The sequence below is a fragment of the Streptomyces sp. enrichment culture genome (genome assembly GCF_964273255.1).
Taxonomy (GTDB): domain Bacteria; phylum Actinomycetota; class Actinomycetes; order Streptomycetales; family Streptomycetaceae; genus Streptomyces.
Genome location: NZ_OZ186835.1, coordinates 3,096,329 through 3,111,272 on the forward strand (window position 1 = coordinate 3,096,329; position 14,944 = coordinate 3,111,272).

Here is a 14,944-nt window from a genome sequence, read left to right on the forward strand (position 1 = left end):
ATCAGGCCGCCCGGGCGACCGCGTCCACCCCGCCCGCAGCGGCACCCGACCGGCAGTCCCGGCAACGGCCCGGCTCCGGCGCACGGAACACACGGTCGCAGCCGTCGCAGTCCTGGAAGGGATGGGGACGGCGGACCTGCACCGCTCCGGTGACCGGTGTGAGTGCCGTGGCGACCGGGAGCGGAGGGGGCAGCATCTCCCGCAGCCGGTAGGCGATCACTCCGGCGGGGTGCTTGATCACGGCCGGGAGATCGGCGGTCAGCGTCCGCAGCACGGCGCCGGGTGTGGCCCCTCGTTCGAACCAGGCGACGACACTCGGAGCCAGTCTGCTCACGTCCCGCGCGGAGAGGGTGAGGCGCTCGTCGGTCCGGCGCAGCCCGGAGAGCAGGTCGGCCGCTTCCCCGCACCGGGGGCCGGCGGGCGGCTCGCCCCCTCCCACCGGAGCAGCGGCCCCGCCCAGGGCCGGCGACCCAGGACCCCCAGGCCCATCAGGCTCATCGGGCCCATCAGCATGGCCGGGCTCATCAGGATCGCCGGGCTCTTCAGGATCGCCAGGCTCTTCAAAACTGCCGGCCGGGTCCGGGCGTTGGTCGTCCTCCTGGGACGGGTCCGGCACCTCGTCCGAGGTGTGCGCCCCGGGCGAAGGTGCCCGGTACACAGGCACCGCCCCCGTCTCCGACCGCGCGGGCACGGCCCTGACGGCGCGGGCAGCGGCCTGCGCCGTCGTCGAGAACGGCACGTGGTGGGCGTACGTCCGGGTCACCAGCCGCCCCTCGGGGGTGTGCTCCCGCACCCGGCGCAGGTAGCCGTGGGCCTCCAGTTCCCGCAGCGCGACGGCGATCCGGTCCCGCCCCTCGGGGAAACGCTCGGTGAGGCTGCGGATGTCGACGGGGGTGCCCTCGGGCACCGACAGGATGTGGGCGGCGAGTCCGATCGCGGTCAGCGACAACTCCCGGTGCTGGGCGAGATGGTTGCCGATCAGCACGTACTGACCGGACTGGTACGTACGTACGTGGGTGACACCGGAGGGGGTGGCGGATCGGCGAACACCCTGCTGCGGACGCGGGGCGGGGATAGGCTTCTGCTCAGCCATGGGGAAGGCCTTTCTCTTCCTCGATGGTCAGGCCCTCGCTCTGGGAGTGCTAGTCCCAGCGGGGGCCGATTCATGCACGGATTCCGGGCTTATCGGCTTACGAGGGCGTCGAGTTGGTCGACTGCCCTTGCGCCGAGACTGCCCGCCCGACCAGCCGCCGCGCCAGTCACTTCGACCGATTTCACCCACCCGAGTGATCAAGACCAGGTTTGGTTGGGTTGGTTGGTTATTTCCCTGGGTTCTTAAGTCTTTTACCGCCCGAAGCCCCGGCGTCCCGCCCCACCACAGCCCGCCTTTCCGGGCTCCGGTGACGAGCCGGCCGAACGGTCTGAGGACCCGACGGCCTCGCGGAACGGGCCGTAGAAGGCGGACGCGTACTTCGCGGTGTAGGCGAGGATCGCCACGTCCTCCCGGCCGATCTGGTCCAGGGCGTCGCGGATGACGCCGATCTGGCCGTCCATCATCCCGCTGGGGCCCACCACATGGGCCCCGGCGTCGGCCTGGACCTGCGCCATCTCGGCGTACCGCTCGAGCGTGGCGTCGTTGTCGACCCGCCCCTGCTCGTCCAGCACCCCGCAGTGCCCGTGGTCGGTGGTCTCGTCCAGACACAGGTCGGACAAGACGAGCAGCCCGCGATCGGCACCGGCTCGCTCACGCCCTCGCGCACGAAGGCCGGGAGGATGAAGTCGGCGGGGTGCAGCCTGGTCTCGGCGACCATCCGACGCATCGCCGGCGTGGTCCGCAGACGCCGGGGCCGAGTACCGGGAAAGGATCCGTACGTCGCCGTACCACCTACGCTACGCCCGCCGGAGCGGTGCCTTTGCCGACGGACAGTCGGCGGCCCGGGCCGACCGGGGCGGACGGCGGCAGGACCTCCCGGCACAGCTCGCAACGGGGATCCGCACCCCGAGCCAGCGGGAGGCCCTGCCTTCACCCGCGTACCGCCGGGTGATCACCCACCCGGGAGGAACTCCGCTCGCCCCCCGCGCCCCCGGGCCGTGTCACTCGGTCGCGGGTATCACCTCAGGTCACGCGGGCCATGCTCTTGAACGCCGCCGTGGTCTGCGGCCCGGCGATGCCGTCGATCGCGCCGGTGTAGTTGTACCAGGTCTTCAAGTAGCGCTGGAGCGCCTTCACCGTTCCGGACCCGACGATGCCGTCGATGGCGCCGTTGTATCCGTAGCCGTTGCTGAGCCTGCGCTGGAACGCCTTCCAGCTGTCGGGGCCGAGCTGCCCGTCTATGGGACCGGTGTAACCCCAGCCCCTGAGGAACTTGCCCTGGATCAGCTGCGCTTCGAAATTGGTCAGGCCGAGGTTGACCACGGCCAACGGCGCGTACGCCTCCGTGCCGATCGACGCGACCGACGCCTGCTGCGTGTCCGGATTCGTGGCCGCATGGCTTGTCCCCGCGACCGCCACGCCCCCGGCGGCGATCCCCACGGCAGTCGTGACACTGACGAGCGTTCTCGTCATGGCTCGCATTGTGCACCCTCCCCGATAGCTGGAGCCGCCCGCTGCGGACGGCACGCCAAGAACTCTGTGGTGGTCGATCAACAACCGCAATGCCCGCCGCCCCATGTGACCCGTGAACGGGACGTCCCACGCCCTGACCTGCTGAGACATCTTTCCCAACGGGAATTCGGGGGACGGTTGTGGACCGGTCCCGACCAGGGGACAGCAGGACCCGCACGGATCAGCGGATCAGCGTGGCGAGTCGGCCGAACGAGTCTCCGCAGCGACCGGATGTCAGTGCGGCCGGTTACGTTGCCGACGTGACCGAGACCCACGGCGACGACCGCCGCTTCCCGCCCGCCCTCGCGGACCTGGCCCGCGTCGGGACCGACTACGCCGACGGCGAGGGCATCGACTTCGAGCCCTACGACGACTTCTCCTCCGCCGAGGAGACGACGCACTGGATCCGCCAGTGGACCGGCAACCCCGGACTCGACGGTGACGCCTACCGGCTCTTCGGCGCGGACGGCACCGGAGGCATCGCCGCCCTGTGGCACGCCCGCCCCGGCCGGCCCCTCGCCGAGCAACCCGTGATCTTCCTGGGCTCGGAGGGCGAGCGCGGCGTCATCGCCGGGAACCTGTCCGACTTCCTCTGGGTGCTCGCGGACGGGGTCGGCCCCATGGAGGTCGTCCTGTTCCGTGACACCGGCCCCCGCCCGACCACCACCCCCCTCGCCGACCTCGCCGCCCGCCACGCCACCACCCCGCGCCGCCCGGCCGCCACCGTCGTCACCGAGGCCCAGGCCGAGTTCCCGGACTTCTCCGAGCACATCGACGCACTCTGCCGCTGACGTCACCGAAGGCGGCCGAGCCTCAGCTCGGCCCACACCGTCTTGCACGGGAACGGCCCCGGCAGCACGCCCCAGTCGTCGGCCTCCTCCTCGACCAGCAACAGCCCGTAACCCGACTCGCCGGGCTGCGCTACGGCGCCCCCGCGTACCGGCTCCCTCTCGCCCCGGGGGTCGGTCACCTCGATGCGCAGCACCCCGCACGCGGTCACGGTGAGCGTGAGCCGGAAGCCTCGCCCCGGGACGCGTCCGTGCCGGGCCGCGTTCGCGGCGAGTTCGGCGACGATCAGCCGTGCCGGGTCCACCGGCAGCCCCCAGCACTCCAGTCGCTCGGCGGCGAGCAGGCGGGCCAGGCGAACACCCCGGCGGGTGGCGGAGAGGGGCACGGAGTAGTGCAGGTGCGGGACGGATGATGCTGCGGTGACTTCTCGCTTCATGTCACTCAGAGTGTTGAGTCGAACTCCTTCTGTGAAGTCGATCAGCCCGGGCGGACGGAGGCTGCCCGGGTGGGTCCGGGGCGCCCCTCAGGGGGACGGCAAGGGAAAGCAGGGCATGTCCGGGCGCCGCACGCGTTGTTGACGATCGCGCACGCACAGAGTGAAGGTCTCCAGCCCCGGCCGCCCTGCCGTGTCATGGGCATCGAGCATCGACTCGACGCGTTCCCACAACCGGACGCGCCCTCCCTCCCGCACCCGCCAACCGCCGTCCGCGTCCGGCATCAGCTCGGCCGCCGACCCGCTCACCACGTCGACGAGGCACACGCCGTCACCGAGAGTGGACAGCTGCGCGTCGGGCACCGCGCACTGCGCGAGGAAGCGCAAGGAGAAGGCTTCCTCGGTCGCGGCGGTGATCCGCTCGGGGGCATGCCGGGCGACGCGAGACTCCCCCGGCAGTTCTGCGACCCAGTGGGCGGGGTTGCCGAAGGCCGGCGCCGCGTGCGTGCGCGCCGCCATGAAGGAGACCGTGCCGCCGAGCAGGTGCCCCTCGGCGGTACCGTCCCCGGCGACGGTGAGCAGGACGCGGGCGTACCCGTACAGCCAGCCGGAGAGCGTCAGCAGGATCTTCCCGCCGGGCCGGGTCTGGGCGACCAGAGCCGGGGGCACGGCGCGGAAGGAGCAGGCTGCGACGATCCGGTCGAACGGGGCCTCGGGCCAGTACCCGTAGAGCCCGTCGGCGACCGCGAGGGTGGGCGCGTAACCGCAGCCGTGCAGCGCGCTCGCGGCGCGTTCCAGCCGGCGCGGATCCACCTCGATGCTCGTCACACCGGCCGACCCGAGCCGTTCGCAGGCGAGCGCGGTCGAGTACCCGGTCCCCGTGCCGATCTCCAGCACCGTGTGCCCCTCCCGGACTTCGGCGTCGGCCCACATCCGCACCACGAGCGACGGGAGCGTGGAGGACGAGGTCGGGGCGCCGCCGTGCCGGTCGGCCGGGTGCTCCCAGTCGGGTTCGTCGCCGTCGAACTGCGTGATGAGCGTGGTGTCGGAGTACGCGGCGGCCAGCCAGCGCTCCTGGTCGAGCTCGGCGGTGACCGGCTGCCACGGCGTCAGCCCGCGCCCGTCGCGCTTCTCGCCGGGCAGGTAGTAGCCGGGCACGAACCGGTGCCGGGGCACCGCCTCCACCGCTGCCCGCCACGCCGGATCGTCCAGCGCCCCGCGAGCGGCGAGGTCCTCCGCCATGACCGCGCGCAGGCGCGCGGCTTCGGTTTCGAGGTCCACGGGAAACGTCATGGACGGCCCTTCCTTTCGACGGTGAGCAGATCGGCGAACGCCTCAGTGATGTCCGCGGCGTCGGGAAGCCAGCCCCATTGCCCGTTCGGGTTGCACTCGATCACCGTCCGGTGCTCCGGAGCGCCACTCAGTGTGTCCGCACGCCAGCACACTGTGTAGGCGGCCAGCCCGTACAAACAACGGCTGTATGCCCAGTGGCCCGCGTTCTGTCCGGCCCGCCCGGCGTGACGGGTCGCGGGCGACCGGAGTTGGTCCGGAGGAGGACGCGCGCGACGGGAGGCGGCGGACATGAGCGGGTGGGAAGCAGGACTGGGCGACGAAGAGGCCGGTGCTGTGATGCGCACCGTCACGCGGCAGTTGAAGCTATGGCGGGAGGCGGCCGGCCTCACCCAGGCGGAATTCGGGGCGGCCATCGGGTACGGAGAGGAGTTGGTCTCCTGCGTCGAACGGGGTCGGCGGATTCCCCGGCCGGAGTACCTGGACGCGGCGGACGAGGCACTGGGCGCGGGCGGAAAGATCGCCGCGATGAAGGAGGACGTGGCAGAGATCCGGTACCCGAAGAAGGTAAGGGATCTGAAGAACCTGGAGGCGGAGGCTGTCGAGCTGTGCGCGTACAACAACTCAGTCGTTCACGGACTGTTGCAGACCAGCAGCTACGCACGAGCAGTGTTCAGCGCTCGCCGGCCGACCTTCACGGCTGAGGAGCTCGAACAGCGGTTGTCAGCGCGTGTGGCGCGTCAGGAGATCGTCAGTGACACGACTTCTCGTCCCCTCTTCAATTTCGCCCAGTGTGAGTCGACGCTCCGTCGGCCCATCGGGGGCGGGATGGTCATGCGTGAACAACTCGAACGACTGCTGGAGGTCGCCAGGTTCCCCAACGTCGACCTCCAGGTGCTTCCTCTGAGCCACGAGGAGAACTCAGGCCTCGCTGGGTCGTTCAGACTGCTCAGGCTCAAGGACGGCACCACAGTTGGACATGTGGAGGTGCAGCACATCAGCCGCGTGATCACTGATCCGAAGGAAGTACAGCTCCTCGACATCCGTTATGGGACCATCCGGGCGCAGGCTCTCAGCCCACGGGAGTCGACGGCCCTCATCGAGAGAGTGCTTGGAGAGACATGACCCTCAAGCCCTACGCCGAAGCCAACTTCGTTTGGATAAAGAGTAGCTACAGCACAGACGAAGGCCCCGACTGCGTCGAGGTGGCCACGGCCGCTGCCCACATCCTCGTCCGCGACTCCAAGGACCCGAACGGCCCCCGCCTCACCGTCGCCCCCGCCGCCTGGACGGCCTTCCTGCCGTACGCAGTCGAGCGCTGATGGAGTAGACGGACGTGGCCCGCATCCTTGATCTTGGGCGCGGGCCGCGTCTGCGCAATGCACCGCAGACGCGGTGCACGCAATGGCCGCGGGGCAGCATGGAAAGGGGCGCCCCCGAAAGGGCGCCCCTCCTCACCTCACGCGGACGACCTCACGTCGTCGACCGCCGCCTCCGCGCCCCCGGACGCCGCTCGCTCGGGCGGGTGACCGGGTCGCCCGCCTCGATGGCGGCCAACCGGCGCCGGGCGCCGAAGTCGGCGAGGACCTCGGCCAGCTTGTGGACCGACGGCTCGGGAGCCATCACGTCGACGCGCAGGCCGTGCTCCTCGGCCGTCTTGGCGGTCGCCGGGCCGATGCAGGCGATCACCGTGACGTTGTGCGGCTTGCCCGCGATGCCGACGAGGTTGCGGACCGTGGACGACGACGTGAACATCACCGCGTCGAAGCCACCGCCCTTGATCGCCTCACGGGTCTCCGCCGGCGGCGGCGAGGCGCGCACCGTGCGGTAGGCCGTGACGTCGTCGACCTCCCAGCCCAGCTCGATCAGCCCGGCGACCAGCGTCTCCGTGGCGATGTCGGCCCGCGGCAGGAACACGCGGTCGATCGGGTCGAAGACCGGGTCGTACGGCGGCCAGTCCTCGACCAGCCCGCGCGCCGACTGCTCGCCGCTGGGCACCAGGTCGGGGCGGACCCCGAAGTCGATCAGGGCCTGGGCGGTCTGGTCACCCACCGCGGCGACCTTGATCCCGGCGAAGGCACGGGCGTCGAGCCCGTACTCCTCGAACTTCTCGCGCACCGCCTTGACCGCGTTGACCGAGGTGAAGGCGATCCACTCGTAGCGGCCCGTGACCAGGCCCTTGACCGCGCGCTCCATCTGCTGCGGGGTGCGCGGCGGCTCGACGGCGATGGTCGGCACCTCGTGCGGCACCGCGCCGTAGGAGCGCAGCTGGTCGGAGAGCGACGCCGCCTGCTCCTTGGTGCGCGGTACGAGGACCTTCCAGCCGAACAGCGGCTTGGACTCGAACCATGCCAGCTCCGCCCGCTGTGCGGGGGCGGACCGCTCACCGACCACGGATATCACCGGCCTTCCGCCATCGGGCGAGGGCAGCACCTTCGCCTGCTTCAGGGTCTGCGCGATCGTGCCGAGCGTCGCCGTCCAGGTGCGCTGCCGGGTGGTGGTCCCGGCGACGGTCACCGTCATGGGGGTGTCGGGCTTGCGACCGGCGGACACCAGTTCGCCCGCGGTGGCGGCCACGGAGTCCAGCGTGGTGGAGACGACCACGGTGGCGTCCGAGGCCCCGACCTCCGTCCAGCACCGGTCGGAGGCGGTACGGGCGTCCACGAAGCGCACGTCGGTGCCCTCGGGGTCGCGCAGCGGCACACCGGCGTAGGCGGGCACACCGACCGCGGTCGCGATGCCCGGGACGACCTCGAAGGTCACCCCGGCCGCGGCGCAGGCCAGCATCTCCTCGGCGGCGTACGCGTCGAGGCCGGGGTCACCGGACACGGCACGCACGACCCGCCTGCCGCCCCGCGCGGCCTCCATGACAAGATGTGCGGCATCCCGCATCGCGGGCGCACCGGCGGTTGTTGACGCGCCGTCAACGACCGTCAGCTGGGGCGTGCCCGTGCCCGGAACGGCTGCCGTGGAAGAGCCCGAAGCGTCCGTGTCCGTGAGCACCTCGGCAACGCCCTGCCTGGCGTGCCGGCGCACCACGTCGAGCACCTCGTGCTCGGCGACCAGGACGTCCGCGTTCGCCAGCGCCTCCACGGCGCGCAGAGTCAGCAGTCCCGGATCCCCGGGTCCGGCACCGAGGAAGGTGACGTGCCCTTGTTCCGGAGGGGCGGGAAGGGTGGTGGGGCTCAATGTGCTCGCTCCCCCATCAGACCGGCCGCGCCCTGCGCGAGCATCTCGGTGGCGAGTTCGCGACCGAGCGCCATCGCCGCCTCGTGCGTCTCGGGCACGGGACCGGTGGTGGACAGCTGCACCAGCCGCGAGCCGTCGGTCGTGCCGACGACGCCGCGCAGGCGCATTTCCTTGGCAATCTGCCCGTCACTCAGGAGGTCGGCCAGTGCGCCCACGGGAGCACTGCACCCGGCCTCCAGGGTGGCGAGCAGTGACCGCTCGGCCGTGACGGCGGCCCGCGTGAACGGGTCGTCGAGCTCGGCGAGCGCGGCGATCAGCTCCGCGTCGTCCGCGGCGCATTCGACCGCCAGGGCCCCCTGGCCGGGGGCGGGCAGAACCGTGTCGACCGGGATGAAGTCGGTCACCTCGTCGCTGCGGCCGACCCGGTTCAGGCCCGCGGCGGCCAGCACCACGGCGTCCAGCTCGCCGCTGCGCACGAAGCCCAGCCGGGTGTCGACGTTGCCGCGGATCGGCACCGTCTCGACGGCCGTGCCGCGGGCCCGGGCGTACGCGTTGAGCTGCGCCATGCGACGCGGCGAACCGGTGCCGATGCGGGCGCCGTCCGGCAGGTCCGTCAGCTTCAGGTCGTTACGCGCGACGATCACGTCCCGCGGGTCCTCGCGCACCGGGACGGCGGCCAGCGTCAGCCGCGGGTGCGGCGTCGTCGGCAGGTCCTTCAGCGAGTGCACCGCGAAGTCCACCTCGCCGCGCACCAGGGCCTCGCGCAGCGCGGCCACGAACACACCGGTGCCGCCGATCTGCGCGAGGTGCTCGCGCGAGGTGTCACCGTACGTGGTGACACCGACGAGCTCGACGGGCCGTCCGGTCACCTGGCTCACGGCTTCCGCCACCTGCCCGGACTGGGACATGGCGAGCTTGCTGCGCCTGGTCCCGAGCCTCAGTGCCTTCTCAGTCATGCCGGCCCTCGGTTTCTGCCTTTTCGGTGCTTTCCTCGGCGCGGGAGACGGAGGCCACCGTCTCGGGGTCGAGGTTGAACAGGGTGCGCAGCGCGTCGGCGTACCCGGCGCCGCCGGGTTCGGCCGCGAGCTGCTTGACCCGCACGGTCGGTGCGTGCAACAGCTTGTCGACCACCCGCCGCACGGTCTGCGTGATCTCCGCGCGGTGCTTGTCGTCCAGGCCGGGCAACCGCCCCTCGAGACGCGCGATCTCACCGGCCACCACATCCGCGGCCATGGTGCGCAGGGCGACCACGGTCGGCGTGATGTGCGCCGCCCGCTGCGCCGCCCCGAAGGCCGCGACTTCGTCGGAGACGATACGCCGGACCTGGTCCACATCGGCAGCCATCGGAGCGTCCGCGGACGCGTCGGCGAGCGATTCGATGTCCACCAGCCGCACTCCGGCCAGCCGGTGCACGGCCGCGTCGACGTCCCGCGGCATCGCGAGGTCCAGCAGGAACTGCACGGGCTCCGGGCGCGGCGGCTCCTGCACCGGCTCCGGACGGCGCCGTTCGGGGATCCGGCCGGCGCTCGCCGCGGTCGCGGCCAGCGCGCCGATCAGTTCGGCTTCCGCCTCGACGGCGCGTCGGCCGCCCTCGCGGCGCTCGACGGCGCTGCCGGCGGCCCAGGCCGCGTGCTGTTCCAGCGTGGCGGCGTCCATGCCGGCCACCGCGGCCTCCCCCATCACGGAGAAGCCGGGCTGCACGGCGGACAGGTCCAGCGGGCAGTTGTCGTCGGCGTCCGCGGAGGCGGGCGGCAGCACCGTTTCGCCTGCGGCGGGCTCCGCCTCGGCGGCCGGGCGGGTGACAGCCGGCTCACCGGTGCGTCCCTCGACGCCGGCCGCGATCATGTCGGCGGTCAGCACGGTCCCGGTGGCGCCGGTGCAGGACACGACGATGTCGGCACGTGTCAGCTCGAACGGCACCGAGGCCATCGGCACGGCGCGGGCCAGCGCCTCCGTGTCGTCGCCCTCGGTCAGGATCTGCGCCAGCCGCTCGGCCCGGTCGGGGGTCCGGTTGGCCACGACGATCTCAGCGACCCCGGCCCGCGCGAGCGTGGCCGCGGCCAGCGACGACATCGAACCGGCGCCGACCACCAGGGCCGTCTTGCCCCGCGCCCAGGCGCCGACGTCCGCGCCGCGGGCCAGCTGCTCCAGGCCGAAGGTCACCAGGGACTGCCCGGCACGGTCGATCCCGGTCTCGGAGTGGGCCCGCTTGCCGACCCGCAGCGACTGCTGGAACAGGTCGTTCAGCAGCCGCCCGGCGGTGTGCAGTTCCTGCGCGCGAGCCAGCGAGTCCTTGATCTGGCCGAGGATCTGCCCCTCGCCCACGACCATCGAGTCCAGCCCGCACGCCACCGAGAACAGGTGGTGCACGGCCCGGTCCTCGTAGTGCACATAGAGATAGGGAGTGAGCTCCTCCAGGCCGACCCCGCTGTGCTGGGCCAGCAGCGTGGACAGCTCGGCGACACCGGCGTGGAACTTGTCCACGTCGGCGTACAGCTCGATGCGGTTGCAGGTGGCGAGCACCGAGGCCTCGGTGGCCGGTTCGGCGGCGACCGTGTCCTGCAGCAGCTTGACCTGCGCGTCCGCGCTCAGAGAGGCCCGTTCCAGCACGCTGACCGGCGCGCTGCGGTGGCTCAGGCCGACGACCAGCAGACTCATGTCGGCATCACGGCGGGCACGTCCCCGTCGGGCCCCTGGTCGGTGGTGATGTTCTTGCGGGCGGTGCGCGGCACGGCGGCGGTGGCCGCGGCCTCCTCACCGGCCTTGCGCTGCTCGTGGAAGGCGAGGATCTGCAGCTCGATGGAGAGGTCCACCTTGCGCACGTCGACGCCGTCCGGCACCGACAGCACGGTCGGCGCGAAGTTCAGGATGGACGTGACACCGGCGGCCACGAGCCGGTCGCAGACCTGCTGGGCGGCACCGGCGGGGGTCGCGATCACGCCGATCGAGACACCGTCGTCCTGGATGATCTTCTCCAGCTCGTCGGTGTGCTGCACCGGGATCCCGGCGACGGGCTTCCCGGCCATCGCGGGGTCGGCGTCGATGAGGGCGGCGACCCGGAACCCGCGGGAGGCGAACCCGCCGTAGTTGGCGAGCGCGGCGCCGAGGTTACCGATCCCGACGATCACAACCGGCCAGTCCTGGGTGAGGCCGAGTTCACGCGAGATCTGGTACACGAGATACTCGACGTCGTACCCGACGCCCCGGGTGCCGTAGGAGCCGAGGTAGGAGAAGTCCTTGCGCAGCTTCGCGGAGTTCACGCCCGCGGCGGCCGCGAGTTCCTCCGAGGAGACCGTGGGTACGGAACGCTCGGAGAGCGCGGTCAGGGCGCGGAGGTACAGCGGAAGCCTGGCGACGGTGGCCTCGGGAATCCCTCGGCTACGGGTCGCCGGTCGGTGAGTTCGGCCAGTTGCCACGGTGCTCCTGCGGGTCGAGCGGGGCTTCAGGCGGTCATACGTCCCCGGACCGCCCCGTCGCATGCAGGCTATGTCTTTGTGAACGCGTGCACAAAGATGGTGTCCGATTTGCCCGGCCAACGTGACCGGGGTCACGCAACCACGGCGCATTCGCGCGGAACCGGCACGTGAGCGCCGCTGCACCTTTACTTCCGGGGGCAAAACAGCACACCCTCCTCTGTCTATCCCGCCCCCGAGACCCAGTCACCATCAATCCTAAGCGCATCGCCCCCACACTTTGGACTGATCAGTCAGTCGTTGAGCGCCTTACGAAGCCGGTCCTCGTCGACCCGCCAGAACGTGTGCTGCTCGCCGTCGACGAGAACGACGGGAATCTGCTCCCAGTACTGCTCGTACAGGTCCCGGTCCTCGGTGATGTCCCGCTGCTCCCAGCGGACACCGAGTTCACCGCACACCTTCTCCACCACCACCTGCGCGTCGTCGCACAGGTGACAGCCGGGCTTGCGGATGAGCGTGACGAGACGGTCCTTGGGCGCCGTGCGGCGGAAGAGAGGGCTCATGCCGGCCATTGTCGCGCGCCGGTTCACGACACGGACCCGCCGAGTTCACGGCGTCCGCACCGTCGTGACTCCGGAACGACCCGTCCGACTGGCTATGCTCACGCCATGGCCGCTCTCGGATGGCTCACCCCCCGTAGGCGCTCCGCCACGGCGCGGAGCGTGTTGGCAGGCGAGGCCTCGGCGGAGGCAGCCCGCAAGTCCACCCAGGACCTCGCCGACCGCGAACCCCAGTTCCCGGTGCACGGCGACGAGCAGGCCGCCGCGTTCTTCGACCTGGACAACACGGTCATGCAGGGCGCCGCCCTCTTCCACTTCGGCCGCGGCCTGTACAAGCGGAAGTTCTTCGAGACCCGCGAACTCGTCCGGTTCGCCTGGCAGCAGGCGTGGTTCCGGCTGGCCGGGGTCGAGGACCCCGAGCACATGCAGGAGGCCCGCGACTCCGCGCTCTCCATCGTGCAGGGCCACCGCGTCAGCGAACTCCAGTCCATCGGCGAGGAGATCTACGACGAGTACATGGCCGAGCGGATCTGGCCCGGCACCCGGGCCCTGGCCCAGGCGCACCTCGACGCCGGCCAGCGGGTCTGGCTGGTCACGGCCGCACCCGTGGAGATCGCCCAGGTCATCGCCCGACGGCTGGGACTGACCGGAGCCCTGGGCACCGTCGCGGAGTCCATCGACGGCGTGTACACCGGCAAACTGGTCGGCGAGCCGCTGCACGGCCCGGCGAAGGCGGAGGCGGTCCGCGCCCTGGCCCTCGCCGAGGGCCTGGACCTCTCCCGCTGCGCCGCGTACAGCGACTCCCACAACGACATCCCGATGCTGTCCCTGGTGGGCCACCCGTACGCGATCAACCCGGACGCCAAGCTGCGCAAGCACGCCCGGGAGAAGGACTGGCGCCTGCGGGACTACCGCACGGGCCGCAAGGCGGCCAAGGTCGGCATCCCCGCCGCGGCCGGCGTGGGAGCCGTGGCGGGCGGCACCGCGGCGGCCATCGCCCTGCACCGCCGCCGCCGCTGAGCCGCGCGTACGCGGACCCGGACCGGGCCCGGAGACCGGAGCCGACAGGGCGCTGACCTGGGCGCCCGCGCGGGCGGACTCGGGCACGGGCCCGTCGTCGTGTCTCCGCATCGCCTTACCTCCGGGCGCGCCGCCCTGCGGTGCCGACGCCCCGCGACGGCGTCTCCATGCCCGGCCCCCCACCCGCTCGGTCTTCACGGCCCCGCCCCTCGCCGAACCCCCGTACGGCTCGGACGGGCTCCGGGACCGGCTCCCGGACCGGTCCCGGACCGGCTCGCGGACCGGCCCCTGGGTGGCACCGCCCTCCGCGCCGCACGCCACGCGCCCGCCGGTCCCCTCCTCCTCCGCTTCCTGCGCGACCACCGCACTCGGCGGCATTGCGCGGCCTTCTTTCCGTGGCTCACCGCGGTCAACCTGCTGACACGCCCGTTCACCGCCCGGCCCGTGACCGGGCGGGAACGCACTCTGCGCCCCGCCCGGAGTCCCGGCCAATCCAACTGCCGTACCCCGCAACCCGCCTGTCCAGTCACGTTGGCTGCACACGGCCACAACTCGTACTGCACCGACCGTGAACTCGAAGCAAATCGGTCAACTTTCCGTCACTCTGCGGCACGAGAAGTCACATCAACCGGTTACCGAAGCGACGTAATCGATGAATTGAGCAACTGGGTGTAGCAGTGCCTGTACGAAGCGTTATTCTCCTCAGACGCAAACCGGCACCTTCCCGTCGCTACGACGAGTGAAAGGTTCCGACCTGCACGTGATGGAAGCTCTGCCTCTGGGAGTCCCGTGTACCCACACGTCGGGGTTGACGCCTCGGGCCTGGCTACGCTGCGCGCAGCGGTCGCAACGGCCCGGGACACGCTGCGCGGCTTTGTCCCCCCCGCGTACGCCGTCCCCGCATTCGCCACCGCACCCGTCGGACCGTGCTACGCCCTCGCCGACGGGATCGAGCGGGGACCGGCGCGCAGCGCCGTCGCCGAGGGGCGGCGGGCCGGCGACGGACGGGCGGTCGCCCGACGAGGACGCGCCTCGGGCTCCACCACCGTCCGCAGGCCCGCCGCGGACAGTGACAGCGCCCGGATGATGGACCTCGTCGAGCGGGCCCAGGCCGGCGAGGCCGACGCCTTCGGACGCCTCTACGACCAGTACAGCGACACCGTGTACCGGTACATCTACTACCGGGTGGGAGGGAAGGCGACCGCCGAGGACCTCACGAGCGAGACCTTTCTGCGCGCCCTGCGCCGCATCGGCACCTTCACCTGGCAGGGCCGCGACTTCGGCGCCTGGCTGGTGACCATCGCCCGCAACCTCGTCGCCGACCACTTCAAGTCGAGCCGCTTCCGCCTGGAGGTCACCACCGGCGAGATGCTCGACGCCAACGAGGTCGAGCGCTCCCCCGAGGACTCCGTCCTGGAGTCCCTCTCCAACGCCGCCCTGCTCGAAGCGGTGCGCCGGCTCAACCCCCAGCAGCAGGAGTGCGTCACCCTCCGCTTCCTGCAGGGCCTCTCGGTGGCCGAGACCGCCCGGGTGATGGGCAAGAACGAAGGAGCGATCAAGACCCTCCAGTACCGGGCCGTGCGCACCCTGGCCCGGCTCCTCCCGGAAGACGCCCGCTGAGCGCGACACGCTCGGCGACATTCAA

General features: G+C 71.6%; 14 protein-coding genes and 1 pseudogene. 5 read left to right on the top strand and 10 right to left on the bottom strand.

All coding sequences use genetic code 11. The annotated features are described in order from the left end of the window. Position 1 precedes the first annotated feature (1 nt). From ACSU53_RS13220 to ACSU53_RS13230, 3 genes and pseudogenes are all read right to left on the bottom strand, one after another. Complete coding sequence (locus ACSU53_RS13220) at positions 2–1,093, bottom strand: helix-turn-helix domain-containing protein (RefSeq protein ID WP_437027513.1); 1,092 nt, start codon at positions 1,091–1,093, stop codon at positions 2–4. Between the two features lie 329 nt (positions 1,094–1,422). Beyond that, positions 1,423–1,820, bottom strand: a pseudogene (locus ACSU53_RS13225) (hypothetical protein); the annotation flags it as partial. A gap of 296 nt (positions 1,821–2,116) precedes the next feature. Continuing rightward, complete coding sequence (locus ACSU53_RS13230; RefSeq protein WP_437027515.1) at positions 2,117–2,575, bottom strand: peptidoglycan-binding protein; 459 nt, start codon at positions 2,573–2,575, stop codon at positions 2,117–2,119. Positions 2,576–2,865: 290 nt separating this feature from the next. Between ACSU53_RS13230 and ACSU53_RS13235 the strand changes: the two genes are divergently transcribed. Next, the gene (locus tag ACSU53_RS13235; RefSeq protein WP_437027517.1) at positions 2,866–3,396 is read left to right on the top strand and encodes an SMI1/KNR4 family protein; all 531 of its coding nucleotides are present in this window, start codon (positions 2,866–2,868) and stop codon (positions 3,394–3,396) included. 2 nt (positions 3,397–3,398) lie between these two features. Here the strand turns inward: ACSU53_RS13235 and ACSU53_RS13240 are convergent, their stop codons facing one another. Both ACSU53_RS13240 and tgmC read right to left on the bottom strand, forming a co-directional pair. After that, the gene (locus tag ACSU53_RS13240; RefSeq protein ID WP_437027519.1) at positions 3,399–3,830 is read right to left on the bottom strand and encodes an ATP-binding protein; all 432 of its coding nucleotides are present in this window, start codon (positions 3,828–3,830) and stop codon (positions 3,399–3,401) included. Positions 3,831–3,917: 87 nt separating this feature from the next. Continuing rightward, positions 3,918–5,120: an ATP-grasp peptide maturase system methyltransferase gene (gene tgmC / locus ACSU53_RS13245; protein WP_437027521.1), complete on the bottom strand. Its 1,203-nt coding sequence runs from the start codon at positions 5,118–5,120 to the stop codon at positions 3,918–3,920. A 288-nt stretch (positions 5,121–5,408) separates the two neighbouring features. Between tgmC and ACSU53_RS13250 the strand changes: the two genes are divergently transcribed. Both ACSU53_RS13250 and ACSU53_RS13255 read left to right on the top strand, forming a co-directional pair. Beyond that, positions 5,409–6,242: a helix-turn-helix domain-containing protein gene (locus tag ACSU53_RS13250; protein WP_437027523.1), complete on the top strand. Its 834-nt coding sequence runs from the start codon at positions 5,409–5,411 to the stop codon at positions 6,240–6,242. Beyond that, positions 6,239–6,439, top strand: a complete 201-nt coding sequence (locus tag ACSU53_RS13255) for a DUF397 domain-containing protein (RefSeq protein WP_437027525.1) — start codon at positions 6,239–6,241, stop codon at positions 6,437–6,439. The genes ACSU53_RS13250 and ACSU53_RS13255 overlap by 4 nt, the downstream gene beginning before the upstream one ends. Positions 6,440–6,590: 151 nt before the next feature. Here ACSU53_RS13255 and ACSU53_RS13260 read toward each other — a convergent pair whose 3' ends face one another. From ACSU53_RS13260 to ACSU53_RS13280, 5 genes are all read right to left on the bottom strand, one after another. Then, positions 6,591–8,306: a uroporphyrinogen-III synthase gene (locus ACSU53_RS13260; protein ID WP_437027527.1), complete on the bottom strand. Its 1,716-nt coding sequence runs from the start codon at positions 8,304–8,306 to the stop codon at positions 6,591–6,593. After that, the gene (hemC, locus tag ACSU53_RS13265) at positions 8,303–9,262 is read right to left on the bottom strand and encodes a hydroxymethylbilane synthase (protein WP_437027529.1); all 960 of its coding nucleotides are present in this window, start codon (positions 9,260–9,262) and stop codon (positions 8,303–8,305) included. Before hemC ends, ACSU53_RS13260 begins: the two co-directional genes overlap by 4 nt. Beyond that, on the bottom strand, positions 9,255–10,964 hold the full coding sequence (locus tag ACSU53_RS13270) for a glutamyl-tRNA reductase (protein ID WP_437027531.1): 1,710 nt from the start codon (positions 10,962–10,964) through the stop codon (positions 9,255–9,257). Before ACSU53_RS13270 ends, hemC begins: the two co-directional genes overlap by 8 nt. After that, positions 10,961–11,722: a redox-sensing transcriptional repressor Rex gene (locus ACSU53_RS13275; RefSeq protein ID WP_437027533.1), complete on the bottom strand. Its 762-nt coding sequence runs from the start codon at positions 11,720–11,722 to the stop codon at positions 10,961–10,963. Before ACSU53_RS13275 ends, ACSU53_RS13270 begins: the two co-directional genes overlap by 4 nt. Positions 11,723–12,012: 290 nt before the next feature. Next, positions 12,013–12,291, bottom strand: coding sequence for a glutaredoxin family protein (locus ACSU53_RS13280; protein WP_437033176.1), 279 nt, complete (start codon positions 12,289–12,291; stop codon positions 12,013–12,015). Between the two features lie 96 nt (positions 12,292–12,387). Between ACSU53_RS13280 and ACSU53_RS13285 the strand changes: the two genes are divergently transcribed. Both ACSU53_RS13285 and ACSU53_RS13290 read left to right on the top strand, forming a co-directional pair. Beyond that, positions 12,388–13,299 carry an HAD family hydrolase gene (locus ACSU53_RS13285; RefSeq protein WP_437027535.1) on the top strand — a complete coding sequence of 304 codons (912 nt, stop codon included), beginning with the start codon at positions 12,388–12,390 and terminating at the stop codon, positions 13,297–13,299. A 789-nt stretch (positions 13,300–14,088) separates the two neighbouring features. Continuing rightward, positions 14,089–14,919, top strand: coding sequence for an ECF subfamily RNA polymerase sigma factor, BldN family (locus ACSU53_RS13290; RefSeq protein WP_437027537.1), 831 nt, complete (start codon positions 14,089–14,091; stop codon positions 14,917–14,919). Positions 14,920–14,944 lie beyond the last annotated feature (25 nt).

Excerpts from the sequence above, each read along its gene's own strand:
- ACSU53_RS13220 (WP_437027513.1), bottom strand. The coding sequence starts at position 1,093 with ATGGCTGAGCAGAAGCCTATCCCCGCCCCGCGTCCGCAGCAGGGTGTT.
- ACSU53_RS13230 (WP_437027515.1), bottom strand. The coding sequence starts at position 2,575 with ATGCGAGCCATGACGAGAACGCTCGTCAGTGTCACGACTGCCGTGGGG.
- ACSU53_RS13240 (WP_437027519.1), bottom strand. The coding sequence starts at position 3,830 with ATGAAGCGAGAAGTCACCGCAGCATCATCCGTCCCGCACCTGCACTAC.
- tgmC (WP_437027521.1), bottom strand. The coding sequence starts at position 5,120 with ATGACGTTTCCCGTGGACCTCGAAACCGAAGCCGCGCGCCTGCGCGCG.
- ACSU53_RS13250 (WP_437027523.1), top strand. The coding sequence starts at position 5,409 with ATGAGCGGGTGGGAAGCAGGACTGGGCGACGAAGAGGCCGGTGCTGTG.
- ACSU53_RS13255 (WP_437027525.1), top strand. The coding sequence starts at position 6,239 with ATGACCCTCAAGCCCTACGCCGAAGCCAACTTCGTTTGGATAAAGAGT.
- hemC (WP_437027529.1), bottom strand. The coding sequence starts at position 9,262 with ATGACTGAGAAGGCACTGAGGCTCGGGACCAGGCGCAGCAAGCTCGCC.
- ACSU53_RS13270 (WP_437027531.1), bottom strand. The coding sequence starts at position 10,964 with ATGAGTCTGCTGGTCGTCGGCCTGAGCCACCGCAGCGCGCCGGTCAGC.
- ACSU53_RS13280 (WP_437033176.1), bottom strand. The coding sequence starts at position 12,291 with ATGGCCGGCATGAGCCCTCTCTTCCGCCGCACGGCGCCCAAGGACCGT.
- ACSU53_RS13285 (WP_437027535.1), top strand. The coding sequence starts at position 12,388 with ATGGCCGCTCTCGGATGGCTCACCCCCCGTAGGCGCTCCGCCACGGCG.